The following is a 15,531-nucleotide window of genomic DNA, read 5'->3' as shown; positions in this document are numbered from 1 at the left end:
ACGTGGCCGTGCTCGAAGTCGCGGTCCCGTGCGCTCAGGGTGGCTAGAGGTCCAAGTAGACAACGGTCGGTGAACCGCATCACTGCGCACTCCGGTCGACATGTAGGGGCGATCACCGAACGGCACCAAAGGACCTCCAGCCCCCCTGTGCGTTGAGGCCCTGACGCGCCGGCCCGGTCACCGGGGCGGTCGCGCTCGGGGCCGGGTGCCCGCGCCAAAGGGCGCCGCTGCCCGGGGAGAGGCCGGCCTTGTTTTCCCGTGTGAAATTCCGGGTAGTCGAGGCGCGGAATAGCTGTCTGTGGCTGAGCGTTTGACCGTGGCCCGGAGGTCTTCCGGGCGGTCTAGTATCCGCCGCCGACGACGCTCCGGTGCCGTCGGCGGTACCCGCTTATAAGGACGCACTGATGCCAAAAGACGATCTCGACGACCAAGTTGTAGACGACGAAGAGAATGAGGAAGAGCTGCCCGAGGATCTTGACGAGGAGGACCTAGAGGACCTCGAGGACGAGGACGCGCTCGAGGACGATGACGATGACGACGACGACGCTCTCGAAGACGACGAGGACGAGTTGGAGGATGAGGAGAACGGGACACAGGTAGCGGTCAAGGCCCGTGAGGATGACGAGGACGACGAAGACGACGAAGACGAGGACACCGACGACGTCGAAGCGAGCCTGGATGTCATCCTGAAGGAACGCCTCGTCGTAACCGACGACGAGGACGAGGAAGACGAAGAAGAACTCGCGGAGGGCGACGAGCGCGGCGAGAGCCCGCTGCGAGTACTGCCGAAGCAGCCGGGCGAGTTCGTTTGCCAGTCGTGCTTCTTGGTGAAGCACCCGAGCCAGCTCGCCGACGGAAACCGGATGCTTTGTCGGGATTGTGTGTGATGGTCGTGACTCGGGCGAGTTGGCGTGACCATTGGCCGCACGGCAGGATCGTGGCGTGACCCAGGAGAACCGGTCCCCCTTGGACAACGCCCTCGACGTGTTCGTTTACGCGCCCGTCGGGCTGGCACTGACAGCGATCGAGGAGTTCCCCAAGCTTGCCGAGAAGGGCCGGGCGCAGATTCAGGGCCAGGTCACGATCGCCCGGATGGTCGGCCAGTTCGCAGTGGCGCAGGGGCGGAAGCAGATCGAGCGGCGACTCGGGCCAAGCGGCGGCTCGTCGACCGCGCGACAGCCCACAAGTCCGCAGAAATCGCCGGCTGAACGTGCAAAGGCTCATGAGCCGGCGGTCGTCGCCAACGGCACGGCCGCCCGCGCTGGGGGCGCTCCGCTCAACGAGAAGCCCCTGCCCGAAGCGCAAGAGGAGCCGCTCGAATCGGAGCTGATCGACTCGGACGGCGGGTACGGCAAGCTCTCCGGAAGGCGATCAGACTCCACGCGAGCCGACTCCGCGCGGGCAGACTCCACGCGGGCAGACTCAGCGCACGCGCCGAGCTCGGCCGCAGCGCCGGGCAGCCCGCAGCCGCCTCTCGACCAGCCGGCCCCCAGCGCGGAACAGCTCGCCATTCCGGGTTACGACTCGCTCTCGGCGTCTCAAGTGGTACAGCGCCTCGCCGGATTGTCGAGGGACGAGCTCGAGGCCGTGGGCGCATACGAGTCGGCTCACCGGGCCAGGAGAACGATCCTTACTCGGGTCAATCAGCTGAAGGCCTGACCGGAAACCGGACGGTGGAGAGCGCCAGAGTCGCGACCGCCGCCGATTTGGACTTCGTGGCCGAGCTGTGGGAGCGAGCCGTCGCGGAGCTGGACGGTCAGCGCGGAGGCTCGTTGCTGGCGGGCAGTCTCTACCGGTCCGATCCGAAAGGAGCGCTGCGGTTCGCGTTCGACGATCCCGACCGCATCGTGGTCATTGGGAGGATTGAAGATGTGGCAGTCGGTTTCGCATTGGCGGTTTGCGATCGTCAACGGCGTGAGCCGGTCGGCGTCATCGAGATCGTCTACGTGGATCCGCAAGCTCGACAAGTGGGGGTAGCGGAATCGATGGTCAAAGTCGTGATGAAGTGGAGCGACGAACGTGGGTGCGTCGGGGTCGACGCGCCGGCGCTGCCCGGGAGCCGTTCAGCGAAGGCTTTCTTCGAGGACAACGGTTTCATAGCGAGACTGTTGATCATGCATCGCCCGGTCAATAGAAAGAACGGGGATGACGACGGCTGACCCAGGGCGGGCGGTGAACGGACGACCCGAACTGTGCGTAGGTGCCATCGCGGTCGACGACGACCAGATCCTTCTCATCAGAAGGGGACGCGGTCCGGCGCAGGGTGAATGGTCGATCCCCGGCGGTCGTGTCGAAGCCGGCGAAACTCTTGCCGAAGCAGTTGTGCGTGAACTCCGCGAGGAAACCGGCTTGAACGGCGTGTGCGAGAGCATGGCCGGCTGGGTGGAACGCGTCGGCGACGGCTACCACTACGTCATCCTCGATTTCTACGTCACGATCATCGAGGAGGCGGAACCGAGAGCGGGCTACGACGCTGCAGAGGCAGCGTGGGTGCCTTTAACCGAGGTCGCGGACCTTCGGCTCGTCGACGGGCTCGCCGAGTTCCTCCACGACCGTGGGATTCTCCCCGCCTTCAGCTGAAGCGCGCTTTTCCTCGGTGGCTGCCGGGTCTCCGATGGCTGCCTGGTCTCGCTGGGTTGCCCGGTCTTCGGGGGTTGCCGGGTCCCCAGTGGTCGGGCGAGAGGGTCGGCTGCTTGGGGCCCTGCGCGGACTCGGGGAGCGCCGCGTTCGGCTCGTCGTTGGGCTCGGTGGCGGCGGGATTGACACGCCAAGCATGACGGCAAGCGCCGGGATGCGACCGGACTGCTGATAGGCAGCTTGCTTCACATCTGCGTCGGGCTCGGTCGGCAACCCGACAGGACGGATCGACCGGCGCACAGGCGACGCGGACGCCGCGTCGAGCAGCGCCAGCCACCGGTCGTGGGGCGTGTCCGGCGCCATCGCTTGGCTCGCGGCGTCGGTGAGTCTCTGGCTGAGTTCGGCGTCAAGGCGGGCGAGGGGCTCCGGGGGACGCGCTGAGAGTCTGAGAGCTCGGACAACGCGGTTGTCGTCGAGGTGCTTGACGATCTCTTGAACCCACTGGTCGTGAAGTCCTGCGACCCGCTTTTCGAGAGCTTCCCGCAACGTTGCTGCCAGCGCTCGGGTCTCGTCATCGCGCGCAACGTCGGATCCCGCGACGACCGAGCGCAGATCCCGAAGTGAAATCGCCTCGGCGTCCTTGGCGGCGGCCTCAGCACGGTCGCGCCACTCGGCGGCTTTCAGTCGTGGAAGAAGCTCCTCCGCCATCGCGATCAACTGATCGGTGTTGGGAGCGGGGCGCCCCTCTGCCGCAGCTTTCTCGCGCTCGAGATGGAGCGCGGTGCGCACCGCGGGAATCCCACCTCGAAGGACCTGCTCGGCAACGGGTTGTTGCTCGGGCGGTAGTGAAGCAAGCATGGCTTGGCGATGAGCATGGCCCGGGTTCAAACGCTTCGACTTGCGATCCTCGGCCTCACCTGAGCGCGGCGCCGAAGGTCGACCCGGTCCCGGTCGAACGGATCTTCCTGCGCCCGACTCCTTGCGGGGAGCGCCTTCTTTGCGGGCAGCGGGCCTCTCCCGGCGCCGCGGCGATTCTTCGGTGGAGTCGGCCTCGCCACCGCCGGTTCCGCCGGTCTCGCGCAGACCGCCATCGCGCCGGGGCTGATCTCGGCGCGGCCGAGGCCGGCCGTTCCCTGCGCCTGACTGGTCGCGATCGGCCCGGTCCCTCGGTGGGCGCTCGCGGGTGGGCCGCCCGTCTCGACCGGGGCGCCCGTCGGGACCTTCACGCCTGCGCGTCGTACGGCCGACCAGCTGAGTCGTGACCCCGGGAGCGTCGCCGCGCGAAGGACCGATCAGTTCGATGCGTTGAGCTTCTGTGCGATTATCCGACTTCGGGGGAGCGACCGACGTGATCGAGATCCCCTCGATCTCGAACTCGGCTTCCGCCTTAACTACGTCACCTGGCTTGGCGCCCTCGTACAGAAGCGAACCGTCGACGATGCCCCGAGGCTCCTTCGCGCCAGCGGCGCGCCACGTCCAAGTTCCGTCAGGTCGCGTGCTGGTCAGCTCGATGTCGATGCGCCGGGCCACGACATCAAAGCTATCGGAGAGCGGGTGACCTGCCGAAGGGGCGCAGAGTTGTCGGGATTCGTCCGTTGCGCCGGCGCCACCGCACCGGGCATTTGCCCATGGGGATAGCCTTCGCCGATGCCCCCGCCGCCCGTGTCCCCGCCGCCCGTGTCCCCGCCGCCCGTGTCATTGCCACCCGTCTTGCTGGTGCATGGATTCGCTTCGTCGTTCGAACGGAACTGGCGAGAGCCGGGCTGGGTGGACATCCTTCAGGACGAAGGCCGCGAGGTCATCGGGTTGGACCTTCTCGGTCATGGGACCGCCGACAAGCCACATGAGCCGGAGGCGTACACCGACCTGACTCGCGCCATCTATGACGTTCTCCCGGCCGACGGTCAGGTCGATGCCGTTGGGTTCAGCCTCGGGGGGCAGCTTCTGCTCAGGGTCATAGCCGACAGCCCCGAGCGGTTTCGAAAGCTGGTCGTAGGAGGCGTCGGGGAGAACGTGTTCAGGGACGGGGACCCCGAACCCGCTGCCCGTGCGATCGAGACGGGAGACACCGCCGAGGGCGATCCGGCGGTCGCACAGGCCTTCGCGGTCTTCGCCAGGGCGCCCGGCAATGATCCTTCGGCGCTGGCGGCGTGCCTGCGCCGGCCGCACTCACCTCTCGATGAATCCATCCTCTCGTCGGTGAAGCTTCCTGTCCTGGTCGTGCTGGGGGACCGCGACTTCGCCGGACCCGCTGACAGGCTGCTCAAGGCCCTGCCGGACGCCCGGCTGGCCAGCCTCGCCGGCGCGGACCACTTCGGGACGCCGAAAGACTTCCGGTTCATCGAGGCGACCGTCGACTTCCTGCGCGACTGAGGCATCCTCGTCGTCGGTGGTGTGAAAACCGGTGGTGGGTAAAGAAAATCGATTATAACAGTGTTAAGTATACCCAGTGCATCGGTGTGCCGGGCCTGGTAGGGTCTGGCGCCATGGGCCGTGGAGCTAGATCGACCGTCCGCTGGAAGCACGACCGGATCCGGCGCAAGAAGCAGCGCGACGCGCGTGTCCGGGCCGCCAAAGCCGAGGCTCGCAAGCCCGCAGCCGGCGCCTAGCGCCGGGAGAGATTGCCGCCGGGCACCCGGAGGCTGCGCCCGTAGATCCGTAGAGCCGTAGATCCGTAGAGCCGTAGATCCCGTGGGTCCTTAGAGCCCCAGACGGGGCTGCGAGCTGGTAGGTGCTCCTGGTGCGCGCCTGGTGTGCTCCCAGGGCTGGTATTCGAGGACGCCTCGAGGGTCGCCCGTGCCGTGTACTGAATTACGGATAACTGTGATTATGCGGAACAGAAGGAGATGCGGGGCGGGTGATCAGATAGTCCTCCCGCGGGTCCTCCCCCGCCGGGGATCGGCCCCTGGCCTGCAGTTTGTAAATTTCCTTTACATATTTAGACAGGTAGGGCTACTTTTACTGGCAACGGGGAGATGAGCCCTCGGGGAGGTTGAAAGAGATGCCCATCGCGATCGTCACAGGAGCTTCCAGGGGCCTAGGCGAGGCACTCGCGGCCGGCCTCGCCGGCGCGGGGTGGTCGCTGGTGATCGACGCACGTACCGCCAAGGGCCTCCAGGCCGCCGAGGCCAGGATCGGAACCGCCCTGCGGGCCGGCCAGGAGCTCAGGGCGATCGCCGGGGACGTCACGGATCCAGCCCACCGGCGCCAGCTGGTCGCCGCCGCTAAGGAAATCGGGGGAATCGACCTCGTGGTGAACAACGCCGGCACCCTAGGCCCCAGCCCCCTCCCGGACCTGAGCCGATTCCCCCTCGACGGCCTCAGGGAAGCATTCGAGGCGAATGTCATCGCCCCGCTGGCCCTCATCCAGGAGGCCGCCGAGTTGCTCGAGCTCTCCCCCCGTCCGACGGTGATCAACATCACGTCGGATGCATCGGTGGAGCCGTATGAAGGTTGGGGCGGTTACGGGGCCTCGAAGGCGGCGCTCGACCGGATCTCCGCCGTTCTCGCAGCCGAGCGACCGGGGTGGACGGTATGGGCGGTGGATCCCGGCGACATGCGGACTCAGATGCACCAGGACGCCTTCCCTGGCGAGGACATCTCCGACCGGCCCGAGCCGGCGTCGGTGGTCCCGGCGCTCCTTGCCCTCATCGCCTCGGATCGGCAGTCGGGAAGGGTCAAGCTCGCCGAGGTCGCCGAGGTCGCCAACTTCGCCGACGTCACCGACCTCACCCACCTCCCCGGGGGTAAGAGATGAATGCGGATCCGGCCCCGAGCCTTCGGCTGCTCGATAGCGGAACAGAATTCGTCCTGCCGCGGGACCTCGAAGCGACCGAACCACCCGAGGCCCGGGGCCTCCGGCGCGACTCCGTCCGGCTCCTGGTAGCCCGAAAGCAGGACGGCTCGCTGTCCCACCGCCACTTCACCGACCTGCCCACCCTCCTCGAACCCGGCGACGTCGTCGCCGTGAACACGTCCGCGACCCTTCCGGCTGCTCTCGACGCCGAGACGTCGCGTGGAGAGCCGGCTCGGCTCCATCTGTCCGGACGGCTGCCCGGTGGTCTGTGGACGGTGGAGCTTCGTCATTGGCGCCCGGGCCCAGGGGCGGGGCTCGAACCGGCGAGCACCCCGTGGCTGGATGCCGAACCAGGGTTGGGCCTGCTTCTGCCCTCCGGCGGCCGGGCGGTTCTCCGGGCGCCGGCGACCGAGGGACTCTCCCGCCGGTTTCCGGTCAGGATCTGGGTGGCCACCGTCGAGCTTCCTGAACCGTCACTCTCCTATCTCGCCCGTCACGGGAAGCCGATCCGCTATTCGCACGTCACCCGGGACTGGCCGATCTCCTATTACCAGACCGTGTTCGCCGAAGTGCCGGGCAGCGCCGAGATGCCCAGCGCGGCTAGACCGTTCACCGCCGAGATCACGACTCGTCTCGCAGCGAAAGGAATCGTGGTCGCACCCTTCGTTCTTCATTGCGGCGTTTCATCGGCCGAAAGTCACGAGCCACCGGCGGCGGAATGGTTCAAAGTCCCCCCGACGACCGCCGAGCTGGTCAACCAGGCGCGCCGGCGCGGATCGAAGGTCATCGGCGTAGGCACGACCGCGGTAAGAGCGCTGCAGAGCACGGCGGGCCCGGATGGGATGGTGCACCCCGGAGAAGGCTGGACCGAGCTGGTAATCCGACCGGACACCCCGATCACTGCGGTAGACGGGCTGATCACCGGCTGGCACGAACCGGGAGCATCGCACCTGTCCCTGCTCGAAGCGGTCGCCGGGCAGGACTTGATCGAGTCGTCCTACCGTGAGGCTGTCGCCGCCGGGTACTTGTGGCACGAGTTCGGCGACAGCCACCTGATCCTCCCGTGAGCACTGATCCTTCGGTCAACCGGCGGCCCTCCGAACCGGTCGAGCTGGCGCCGACAGAGTCGGCAGGTCAGCAGGTCGCGGCGAATGCGGTCGGCCGTCCGAGGATGGCGTTGCTCGCCAGCCTCAAGAGCTACGGTGAGGCAACCGCGGACGATCTCGCCGGCGACCTGGGGATCACCGTCGGTGCCGTCCGTCAGCAGCTCGGGCCTCTCGGCGAAGACGGCCTCATCGCCCACCGCGATCAGCGGACAGGACCAGGCCGGCCCCGCCGGTGGTACTGCCTCACGCCCGCGGCCGAGGCTCTCTTCCCGAAACGCTATGGGCAGCTCACCAACCAGTTGCTGGGCATCATCGAGGAATCCGCGCCGGACCTCATTGGCGAGGCGTTCGCCAGGCGGGGCCTCCAACGCCAGGCTCGCGCCGAAGCGCGACTCGCCGGGCTCGGCTTCGACGACAAGATCCGCGAGTTGAGCCGGATCCTCGACGAGGACGGCTATCTCGCCCACTGCGAGCAGGAACCCGACGGGACCTGGCGGATATCGGAACGCAATTGCGCCATCCTCGATGTCGCCCGCCAGCACCGCGAGGCCTGCGGCAGCGAGATTGCGTTCATCCGGGCTGTGCTACCCGAGGCGCAGGTCGACAGGGTTTCGCACATCCTGTCCGGAGCCCACTCGTGCTCCTACGAGATCCGGCCGAACTGACCGCAGCTCTTCGACGTTTGGGTGTGTATTTTGCGTTTGGGCGTGGATTGGAGCACGACACGTGCAGATCTCACTCCCAAACGCGACTCCCTCGCCCGTGCCTGTGGCCGCCCCCAGAATTGAACGGCCATCCGCGGCGGCGCCACACCTTCCCGTTACCCTCGACACCTCGTGGCCCGCTCCCCCGCCGCGGCGATCGCACCTCGCCGGCGCTTGACCGCCGAGTCGTCGGTCGCGGACGCGGTGGAGGCATGGCTGTTCAATCTCGGGGCTGCGAAACCGTCGCCGGCGACGCTCGCCGCGTACCGCCGCGACCTCGAGGGCGTCGCGTCGAGACTCGCTGCCCTCGAGGAGATCGGTCAGTACCAGGATGTCGCGCTCCCCGACCTCGAGAAGACCGGGCTGCGCGCGGCGTTCGCTTCATGGGCTTCGGATCACGCCGCCGCATCGGTGCGAAGGGCACACTCGGCCTGGTCGAGCTTTTTCGACTTCCTGGTCGCCGAGGCGGTCATGGAGGGCAACCCGATGGCGGCGATCCCCAAGCCGAAGACACCATCCACGCTCCCCCGCTCCATCCGCGCCCGCGACGCGGTAGCCCGGCTCATCAAGACTGCTGCGGAACCGGATCCGACCGCTCGCGATCCCTGGCCGGCGAGAGACCTCGCGGTCATTGCCACCTTCTGCGTCACCGGAATCCGAGAGGCTGAGGCGTCGGGCCTTAACATCGGATCGCTGGACGGTGATCCCGGAGCGCGGCGCGTCGAAGTGCGCGGGAAGGGCGGCAAGGTTCGGCCCATACCGATCGACCCGTCGCTCGAGGCGGTGATCGACGAATACACGCAGCAGAGAAAGCGACGCTTTCCCCGCGACGAAATGAATCATCCCAACACACCGCTGTTCGTCGACGTTCGCGGCAGAAGACTCACGGTTCATCAGATCCGTTATCTGGTGGAAAAGCTTTACGTGCGGGCGGGAATCCGTGCCCAGGTTCCTGCAGGGGCTCTTGTCCACGCATTGCGTCACACGTTCGCTACAGAAGCCCTCGAAGCCGGTGCGGATGTAGTCGAGCTGCAGGAGCTTCTCGGACACGCGAGCCTCGAGACGACAAGGCGTTACCTGTCTGCAACCGCGCAGGGACTACGGCAGGTGATCCAGGCGCATCCGAGCCAGGCGGCGCTTCGCGAGTCGCTACGCGCCGGGCGAACCGACTGACTCCGCCGCGACCGCGTCCCACGTCGGCAAAAGAGTCCGGGCAGCCCGGGCTTCGTCGACCCTTCCTACGGGAGTCGTGCGCGGCGCCTTCTGAGATTCGCCCTCGGGGTCGGCGGCGATCCGGATCAACGCGTCGGCGAGCGCGGCGACGGTTTGCGGGCTTTCGGTCTCGGTCGGCTCGATCATGAGTGCCTCGTCGACGATCAGAGGGAAGTACACAGTCGGCGCATGGAACCCTTCCTCGAGGAGCCTCTTGCCGACGTCCAACGCCCGGAGGCCTTTTTCCTTCTTGAGTGTCGACGTCGACGCGACGAACTCGTGCATGTTCGGCCGGTCGTATGGGATGTCGTAGGCGCCGCGGAGCTGGTGGCGCAGCCAGTTGGCGTTCAGGACCGCCCCTTCGGCTACTCGTCGGAGCCCGTCGCCGCCGTTGGCGAGTATGTACGACCAGGCGCGTGCAAGGGCCAGCGCGTTTCCGTGCCAGGAGTGGGTACGCCCGATGGAGTGGGCCGGGGTCTTCCAGGTGAAGCTGCCATCGGCGAGTCGCTCGGGCATCGGCCCCGGCAGAAAGGCGGCGAGGCGTTCCGACACGGCGACCGGGCCGGCTCCAGGTCCGCCCCCGCCGTGGGGAACCGCGAACGTCTTGTGGAGGTTCATGTGCACGATGTCGAAGCCCATGTCGCCAGGACGGGTGACTCCGAGGATCGCGTTCAGGTTGGCCCCGTCGTAGTAGAGGAGCCCGCCGGCTTGGTGGACTGCGGCGGCGATCTGGGCGATGTCCTCCTCGAAGAGGCCGAGCGTGTTCGGGTTGGTCAGCATGATCCCGGCCACCTCTGCGTCGAGGCGATCCTTCAGTGCCTCTAGATCTACGAGACCCCGATGGTCGGAGGGAACCGTCACGGTCTCGTAACCGCCGAGGGTTACCGACGCCGGGTTGGTGCCGTGCGCCGAATCGGGGATGATCACCTTGCGCCGGGTCTCGCCCCGCGATTCGTGGTAGGCGCGCATCAGGAGCAGGCCGGTCAGCTCGCCCGCGGCGCCGGCGGGCGGCTGGAGGGTGGCGGCGGACATGCCGGTGATGCGGCACAGCGTGTCGGCGAGGGACCACAACAGCTCGAGCCATCCCTGCGAAAGGTGCTCGGGCGTCGACGGATGGACCGACGTCAGACCGGGAAGCGAGGCAGCATCGTCGCAGAGCTTCGGGTTGTACTTCATCGTGCACGAGCCGAGCGGGTAGGCGCCCAGGTCCACGGAGTACTGCCGGTGGGTGAGCCTGGTCACGTGGGCGACCAGGTCGCGCTCGGACACCTCGGTCAGGCCTATCGGTTCCTCGCGTAGAAAACCGGCCGGGACAAGGTCGGCCGGGCCCCATTCGGGGATCCCGGTGGTCCGGAACGACGCTGACGAGCGCCCGGGGCTCGAGAACTCGAAGATCGTCGGTTCGTGCTCCCTGCCGACGACTGGGGCGCTCGAAGCTTTGCCGGCGGGCGCGGCGGTTCTTTTTTCGGCCATCAGCGGACCACCTTTTCGAGAGCGGAGACGAACGCGTCGATCTCGTCTTTGGTTCGTTTCTCGGTGACCGCGATCAAAAGGGCGTCGCCTTCGTCGCGCACCACTCCCCCCTCGATTCCGACCGGGACGCCGGCCAGGAAACCTTCTTCCGCCATGCGCGCGACCACCGCCGGCCCCGGCACCGGGAGCTTGACCGCGAACTCGCGAAGCGTCGGGACGGACGCGACGAGCTCGACTCCCGGGATGGCAGTGACCGCTTCGCGGGTGTAGCGGGTCCCCCGGGCGCACCGGAGTGAAAGCTCTCGCAGGCCGGACGTGCCGAGCCAGGACATCTGGATCATGCACGCGACCGCGATCAGGGTCTGGTTCGTGCACACGTTGGACGAGGCCTTCTCGCGGCGGATGTCCTGCTCCCTCGCCCTGAGGGTCGTGACATAGGCCGGGCGGCCCTCGGTATCTACGGTTCTCCCGACTAGGCGACCCGGAAGCCTCCGGACGTGCTCCATGCGGCAGGCGAACAGACCCAAGTACGGACCGCCGAAGGAGAGGGGCGTCCCGAACGGCTGGCCCTCCCCCACCACCACGTCGGCTCCGTCGTCTCCCGCCGTCCGCAACAGGCCGGCCGACACCGGATCGATCGCGACCAGCAGGTGAGCCTTGTGAGAATCGGCCACCGTCCGTGCGACCCGGACGTCCTCGATCGCACCGAGGTAGTTCGGCGAGGCGACGAGCAGCGCTGCGGGAGGCTCGGCCAGCGGCGCCTGTGTCCAGTCGGTCACCCCGTCACGAAGCGGTACGTCGACGAGTACGTGGCCGGTGCCCTTGGCGAAAGTGTGGAGGACCGCCCGCCAGTGCGGGTGGAGTCCGCCGCTGACCCACACTGTCTGGCGCCCCGTGGCGGCCGTAGACAAGTTGGTGGCCTCGACCACGGCGCTCGCCCCGTCGTAGAGCGACGCGTTCGCCACGGGAAGGCCGGCAAGCCGCGAGATCATCGTCTGGTACTCGAACAGCGCCTGAAGCACGCCTTGGGCCACCTCGGGCTGGTAGGGCGTGTAGGCGGTGACGAACTCGGACCGGAAGGCGAGCCGGTTGGTCGCGGAGGGGATGTCGTGGTCGTAGGCCCCGGCGCCGGCGAAGCAGACCAAATCTGAGCCGAACTTGTTCCGAGCGGCGAGCCTGCCCATCTCGTCGAGAACGTCCGCCTCGGGCATGCCGGGTGCGACGGCCAGCCCGCCGGCCAGGCGAAGCGCTTCGGGGATCACGTCGAACAGCTCATCGAGTGACGACAGCCCGATGTCGGCGAGCATTTGCCCGAGTTCTTCGTCGGTGTGCGGAACGAAGTGTCCCAAAGCGTGTCCTAACCCTTCTTCTGTACGAATGGAAGCTTTACGACGTTCCCGCGGAGCGGTCTCCCGCGAAGCTCGACCTTTACGTCAGTGCCCTCCCCCACCGACGGGGGCAGGAAGGCGAGCGCAATCCCGTGACCAAGGACCGGGGAGAAGTTGCCGCTGGTGACCTCGCCGGCGGGCCGGCCGTCCACGAGCACCGTCGCTCCGGCGCGCGGGGGCTGCCGGCCCTCGGTCGCCAGCCCGGCGAGATGTCGCGAGACGCCTGATTTCTTTTCGCGCTCGAGCGCCACCTTCCCCCGGAAACCTTCCGGCTTGGTCCACGACACGACCCACTCGAGCCCGGCCTGCAGTGGTGTGATTCCCGGGCCGAGCTCGTGGCCGTGCAGCGGAAGTGCCGCTTCGAGCCGCAGGGTGTCGCGGGCGCCCAGCCCGGCCGGGAGGATCCCGGTGCCGAGGAGAGTCTCCCAGAACGCCGGCGCCGCGTCGGCCGGCAGCCTGCACTCGACCCCGTCCTCGCCGGTGTAGCCGGTGCCGGCGGCGACGCATTCGTAGCCGGACCAGCTGAACTGGGTAACCCGAAACCTGCCGACGTTGGCGGCGTCCTTGGAGACGACCGCGAGACGCTCGCGGGCGTTCCGGCCCTGTACCGCAAGGACGGCCCGCTCGGCCGTGACGTCCCTCCCACCGATTGCCGACCGAACCCTCGCGGTGTTCGACGCGTTGGGCATCACATCGAATGACTCCTCCTCGACCCACCAGACGATGATGTCGTCGAGCACGGAACCGTCGGTCTCATCGAGCAGGTGCGTGTACTGCGCGCGGCCCGGGCCGATCTTGGCGAGGTCGTTGGTGAGGGTCGACTGCAGAACCGTCCGCGCGTCCGGTCCGGAGAGACGGACCGTGCCGAGGTGGCTGACATCGAAAACAACGGCATCGTTTCGGCACGCCATGTGCTCTGCGATCGTCCCGCCGGCGTATGAGAGCGGCATTTCCCAGCCGCCGAACGGGACCATCTTCGCTCCAAGTGTGCGATGAGCCGCGTCGAGAGGAGAATGCCGGAGCGACGGTTCCGAATCGGTCACTCGGGGCAGCCTAGAGGCTCCCGGAGCTGATCCCGTGGGTGCGAAGTGGTGCTCAGGCTCCGTGAACTGCTTTGCGACCGGCGCCGAGATTCGGTCGATCGAGCTGGAGCTCGGTGATCGCTGCAGCTATCTCGGAGACCACGCCTCCGAGAGGAACGATGTTCAGGACCGTCTGGCCGCCCTTGAGGATGTCGATGATCTCCTCGCCGGAATGTGCGAGAACTGAGCGGCGGCCGTCGATGACCAGATTCGCGGTGGCGAGATCCTCGCCGGTCGAACGGAGGCACTCGATGGCCTTGCGGGCGGCCTGGAGGGACACCCCGGAGTCGAGGAGCCTCTTGATCACTTTTAGCTGAACGAGATCGGTGTACGAGTAGACCCGCTGGGAGCCGCTCCCCTTTGCCTCGCTGATGGACGGATGAAGGAGCCCCGTGCGGGCCCAGTAGTCCAGTTGGCGGTAGGTGATGCCCACGATCGAGCAAACTTGGGGCCCCCGGAAGCCGGCCTCCCCGTCCGGTTCGACTGATTGCATCTCCGCCCTCCCGGGGATCACAGACGAGTAGTTACGACAGTGTGGCCCACGGGCGTTGGGATTGCAAGGCCCCGTAACAGGGCGAATTCGGACTCCAGCCGGTTGCGATCTAGGACTCGAAGTCCTCGGGGCGAACGCCCTCTATGAACTGGCGGAATTCGGACACGAGCTCGTCCGCCTCGACCGCCCCGTCCTCTTCGTCTTCGTCCTCTGCGGGCAGGACGATCCCCTCGGCGTCGAGCAGTTCTTCCTCGGCGAAGATCGTTGTGTCCACCCGAACGGCGAGGGCGACCGCATCCGACGGACGGGCGGAAACGACCCGGCGCTGCCCCGCGACGACGAGGTGGATCTCCGCGTAGAAGGTCCGGTCCCTGAGTTCGGTGATCACGATCCGCTCGACCTGGGCCCCAACCTCGTCGAGCAGGTTCTTCATCAAGTCGTGCGTCATCGGCCGGGGAGTTTCGACCCCCTGCTGCGCGAACGCGATCGCTTGGGCCTCTGCCGGACCGATATAGATCGGCAGCGTGCGACGTGAGCCCTGTACCTCCTGCAACAGCAGTATCGGAGTGTTACTAGGCAGCTCCACCCGGACAGCGCTCAGGTGCATCTCCACCATGATCTGAACGTTACCCTGGCCGCGGCGGTTGGTGGCGGCCCCTGGAAGTCAGCGAATGTCCCGAAGAGCCCGTTGCAACAGCGCTTCCCGGAGCTCTCCTCCAAGGCGGGCGAGGTCGGCGACCGTGTCCACCGCCTGGCGGCGGGCTTGGGGGTTTCGCTGGCGGAGCAACGGCATGATCAGTTGCTCGAAAAGCGCGGCCTCTCTGTCCGCCGAGTTGCGCCAAGCTCGGAGGTGCCGCGCTTCGACTCCGTGACTGGCGAATCCCACCGCGGCGCGGGTGACGGCCATTGCGGTCTCATCGAAGTACGGCGTTCCGGCGACGACCGTGTGCGAAATGATCAGCCCGTACTGCTTGAGCTCGGTAACCAGTTCTGGAGTGGCGCCGGCTGCCGCCGCCAGCTCGTCGGCGCTGTAGCTCTCGTGATCGTGATCCTCGTGCCCGCGGTGCGCCCTCGCAGGCGCCGGCGCCTCGCGGGATGTGGGTTCGGCTGATGTTCGCTGAGCCGGGCCCGTCGGCGAGGACGGTTCCCGCCGTGGCGCCGGAGCCGGCGTCCTGGCCGGCTCCCGCTGGGTCTCGCCGCCCGGCAGGCCCTCGTCGGTCGCGGTCGCCGCTGCCGTTTCGGCGCCCGTGCGGACGTTCGTTTCTCGGTGGGGACTCGGCTCGTGGGTGAGGACCTCGGTCCGGCGGGTCTCTCCGCCCGGTGACGCGGGCGCAGCCGTTGACGGTGGGGCGAGTCCCGGAAGGTGCGGCGTCTCCCCTCTGTCGGCCGGATCCGGGCGGGACGTGTGGGACGTGTGGGAACGGTGGACACCGGTCCCGTTGTCCGCCCCCCCGGTTCCTTCGCTGAGCCTCCCGCGTATGACCTTCAGCGGAAGGAAGTGCTCCCGTTGCTGGCGGAGTATCCAGCGGAGCCGCTCGACGTCCTGGTCGTAGAACTTTCTGTAACCAGACGGAGTCCGCTCTGGATCGACCAGGCCCTGGCTTTCGAGGAAACGTATCTTCGAGATGGTCACGTCGGGAAACTCCTCGCGCAGAAGCGAAAGGACCTCCCCTATCGACAAGTGTGACCTCTCCGGCATG

Annotated in this window: 17 protein-coding genes; 10 read left to right on the top strand and 7 right to left on the bottom strand. The window is 67.3% G+C overall.

The genetic code is table 11. The features are described from left to right. The first annotated feature begins 404 nt into the window (after positions 1-404). The 4 genes from VFZ97_00300 to VFZ97_00285 are packed head-to-tail and all read left to right on the top strand — an operon-like array spanning position 405 to position 2,580. Positions 405-887, top strand: coding sequence for a DUF4193 family protein (locus VFZ97_00300; protein ID HEX6391850.1), 483 nt, complete (start codon positions 405-407; stop codon positions 885-887). A gap of 55 nt (positions 888-942) precedes the next feature. Beyond that, positions 943-1,659 (top strand): hypothetical protein, encoded by a 717-nt coding sequence (locus VFZ97_00295; GenBank protein HEX6391849.1) that lies wholly within the window; start codon positions 943-945, stop codon positions 1,657-1,659. A gap of 14 nt (positions 1,660-1,673) precedes the next feature. Continuing rightward, a complete protein-coding gene (locus tag VFZ97_00290; GenBank protein ID HEX6391848.1) occupies positions 1,674-2,159 on the top strand; it encodes a GNAT family N-acetyltransferase in 486 nt (161 codons plus the stop codon). Beyond that, the gene (locus VFZ97_00285; GenBank protein ID HEX6391847.1) at positions 2,146-2,580 is read left to right on the top strand and encodes an NUDIX domain-containing protein; all 435 of its coding nucleotides are present in this window, start codon (positions 2,146-2,148) and stop codon (positions 2,578-2,580) included. The genes VFZ97_00290 and VFZ97_00285 overlap by 14 nt, the downstream gene beginning before the upstream one ends. Here the strand turns inward: VFZ97_00285 and VFZ97_00280 are convergent. Continuing rightward, positions 2,497-4,107 carry a hypothetical protein gene (locus tag VFZ97_00280; GenBank protein ID HEX6391846.1) on the bottom strand — a complete coding sequence of 537 codons (1,611 nt, stop codon included), beginning with the start codon at positions 4,105-4,107 and terminating at the stop codon, positions 2,497-2,499. The two genes, VFZ97_00285 and VFZ97_00280, sit on opposite strands and share 84 nt — an antisense overlap. Positions 4,108-4,224: 117 nt before the next feature. Between VFZ97_00280 and VFZ97_00275 the strand changes: the two genes are divergently transcribed. The 6 genes from VFZ97_00275 (at position 4,225) to VFZ97_00250 (ending at position 9,356) form a co-directional block, all read left to right on the top strand. Continuing rightward, positions 4,225-4,950 (top strand): alpha/beta hydrolase, encoded by a 726-nt coding sequence (locus VFZ97_00275; GenBank protein ID HEX6391845.1) that lies wholly within the window; start codon positions 4,225-4,227, stop codon positions 4,948-4,950. 113 nt (positions 4,951-5,063) lie between these two features. Beyond that, positions 5,064-5,186: a hypothetical protein gene (locus VFZ97_00270; protein ID HEX6391844.1), complete on the top strand. Its 123-nt coding sequence runs from the start codon at positions 5,064-5,066 to the stop codon at positions 5,184-5,186. Between the two features lie 392 nt (positions 5,187-5,578). Further along, positions 5,579-6,334: an SDR family oxidoreductase gene (locus VFZ97_00265; protein ID HEX6391843.1), complete on the top strand. Its 756-nt coding sequence runs from the start codon at positions 5,579-5,581 to the stop codon at positions 6,332-6,334. Beyond that, positions 6,331-7,440: an S-adenosylmethionine:tRNA ribosyltransferase-isomerase gene (locus VFZ97_00260; GenBank protein HEX6391842.1), complete on the top strand. Its 1,110-nt coding sequence runs from the start codon at positions 6,331-6,333 to the stop codon at positions 7,438-7,440. The genes VFZ97_00265 and VFZ97_00260 overlap by 4 nt, the downstream gene beginning before the upstream one ends. Continuing rightward, a complete protein-coding gene (locus tag VFZ97_00255) occupies positions 7,437-8,144 on the top strand; it encodes a hypothetical protein (protein HEX6391841.1) in 708 nt (235 codons plus the stop codon). The genes VFZ97_00260 and VFZ97_00255 overlap by 4 nt, the downstream gene beginning before the upstream one ends. A gap of 171 nt (positions 8,145-8,315) precedes the next feature. Further along, positions 8,316-9,356, top strand: a complete 1,041-nt coding sequence (locus VFZ97_00250; GenBank protein HEX6391840.1) for a tyrosine-type recombinase/integrase — start codon at positions 8,316-8,318, stop codon at positions 9,354-9,356. Here the strand turns inward: VFZ97_00250 and gcvPB are convergent. From gcvPB to VFZ97_00220, 6 genes are all read right to left on the bottom strand, one after another. Then, complete coding sequence (gene gcvPB, locus VFZ97_00245) at positions 9,333-10,868, bottom strand: aminomethyl-transferring glycine dehydrogenase subunit GcvPB (protein ID HEX6391839.1); 1,536 nt, start codon at positions 10,866-10,868, stop codon at positions 9,333-9,335. The two genes, VFZ97_00250 and gcvPB, sit on opposite strands and share 24 nt — an antisense overlap. Continuing rightward, positions 10,868-12,217 carry an aminomethyl-transferring glycine dehydrogenase subunit GcvPA gene (gene gcvPA / locus VFZ97_00240; protein ID HEX6391838.1) on the bottom strand — a complete coding sequence of 450 codons (1,350 nt, stop codon included), beginning with the start codon at positions 12,215-12,217 and terminating at the stop codon, positions 10,868-10,870. Before gcvPA ends, gcvPB begins: the two co-directional genes overlap by 1 nt. Positions 12,218-12,225: 8 nt before the next feature. Next, entirely contained in the window at positions 12,226-13,299 is a 1,074-nt protein-coding gene (gcvT, locus tag VFZ97_00235; GenBank protein ID HEX6391837.1) for a glycine cleavage system aminomethyltransferase GcvT, read from the bottom strand. A 52-nt stretch (positions 13,300-13,351) separates the two neighbouring features. Beyond that, positions 13,352-13,831 carry a MerR family transcriptional regulator gene (locus VFZ97_00230; protein HEX6391836.1) on the bottom strand — a complete coding sequence of 160 codons (480 nt, stop codon included), beginning with the start codon at positions 13,829-13,831 and terminating at the stop codon, positions 13,352-13,354. Positions 13,832-13,940: 109 nt separating this feature from the next. Next, positions 13,941-14,438: a bifunctional nuclease family protein gene (locus VFZ97_00225; protein HEX6391835.1), complete on the bottom strand. Its 498-nt coding sequence runs from the start codon at positions 14,436-14,438 to the stop codon at positions 13,941-13,943. A gap of 57 nt (positions 14,439-14,495) precedes the next feature. After that, a complete protein-coding gene (locus VFZ97_00220) occupies positions 14,496-15,530 on the bottom strand; it encodes a MerR family transcriptional regulator (GenBank protein ID HEX6391834.1) in 1,035 nt (344 codons plus the stop codon). Between the last annotated feature and the right edge of the window lies 1 nt (position 15,531).

It is taken from the genome of Acidimicrobiales bacterium (assembly GCA_036378675.1).
In the GTDB taxonomy this organism is placed as follows: domain Bacteria; phylum Actinomycetota; class Acidimicrobiia; order Acidimicrobiales; family Palsa-688; genus DASUWA01.
The sequence above is the reverse complement of the archived record's forward strand: the minus strand, read 5'-3'. Positions and strand labels throughout refer to the sequence as shown.

Excerpts from the sequence above, each read along its gene's own strand:
- VFZ97_00265 (HEX6391843.1), top strand. The coding sequence starts at position 5,579 with ATGCCCATCGCGATCGTCACAGGAGCTTCCAGGGGCCTAGGCGAGGCA.
- VFZ97_00300 (HEX6391850.1), top strand. The coding sequence starts at position 405 with ATGCCAAAAGACGATCTCGACGACCAAGTTGTAGACGACGAAGAGAAT.
- VFZ97_00285 (HEX6391847.1), top strand. The coding sequence starts at position 2,146 with ATGACGACGGCTGACCCAGGGCGGGCGGTGAACGGACGACCCGAACTG.
- VFZ97_00270 (HEX6391844.1), top strand. The coding sequence starts at position 5,064 with ATGGGCCGTGGAGCTAGATCGACCGTCCGCTGGAAGCACGACCGGATC.
- VFZ97_00225 (HEX6391835.1), bottom strand. The coding sequence starts at position 14,438 with ATGCACCTGAGCGCTGTCCGGGTGGAGCTGCCTAGTAACACTCCGATA.
- VFZ97_00230 (HEX6391836.1), bottom strand. The coding sequence starts at position 13,831 with ATGCAATCAGTCGAACCGGACGGGGAGGCCGGCTTCCGGGGGCCCCAA.
- VFZ97_00275 (HEX6391845.1), top strand. The coding sequence starts at position 4,225 with ATGCCCCCGCCGCCCGTGTCCCCGCCGCCCGTGTCCCCGCCGCCCGTG.
- VFZ97_00260 (HEX6391842.1), top strand. The coding sequence starts at position 6,331 with ATGAATGCGGATCCGGCCCCGAGCCTTCGGCTGCTCGATAGCGGAACA.
- VFZ97_00220 (HEX6391834.1), bottom strand. The coding sequence starts at position 15,530 with ATGCCGGAGAGGTCACACTTGTCGATAGGGGAGGTCCTTTCGCTTCTG.
- gcvPB (HEX6391839.1), bottom strand. The coding sequence starts at position 10,868 with ATGGCCGAAAAAAGAACCGCCGCGCCCGCCGGCAAAGCTTCGAGCGCC.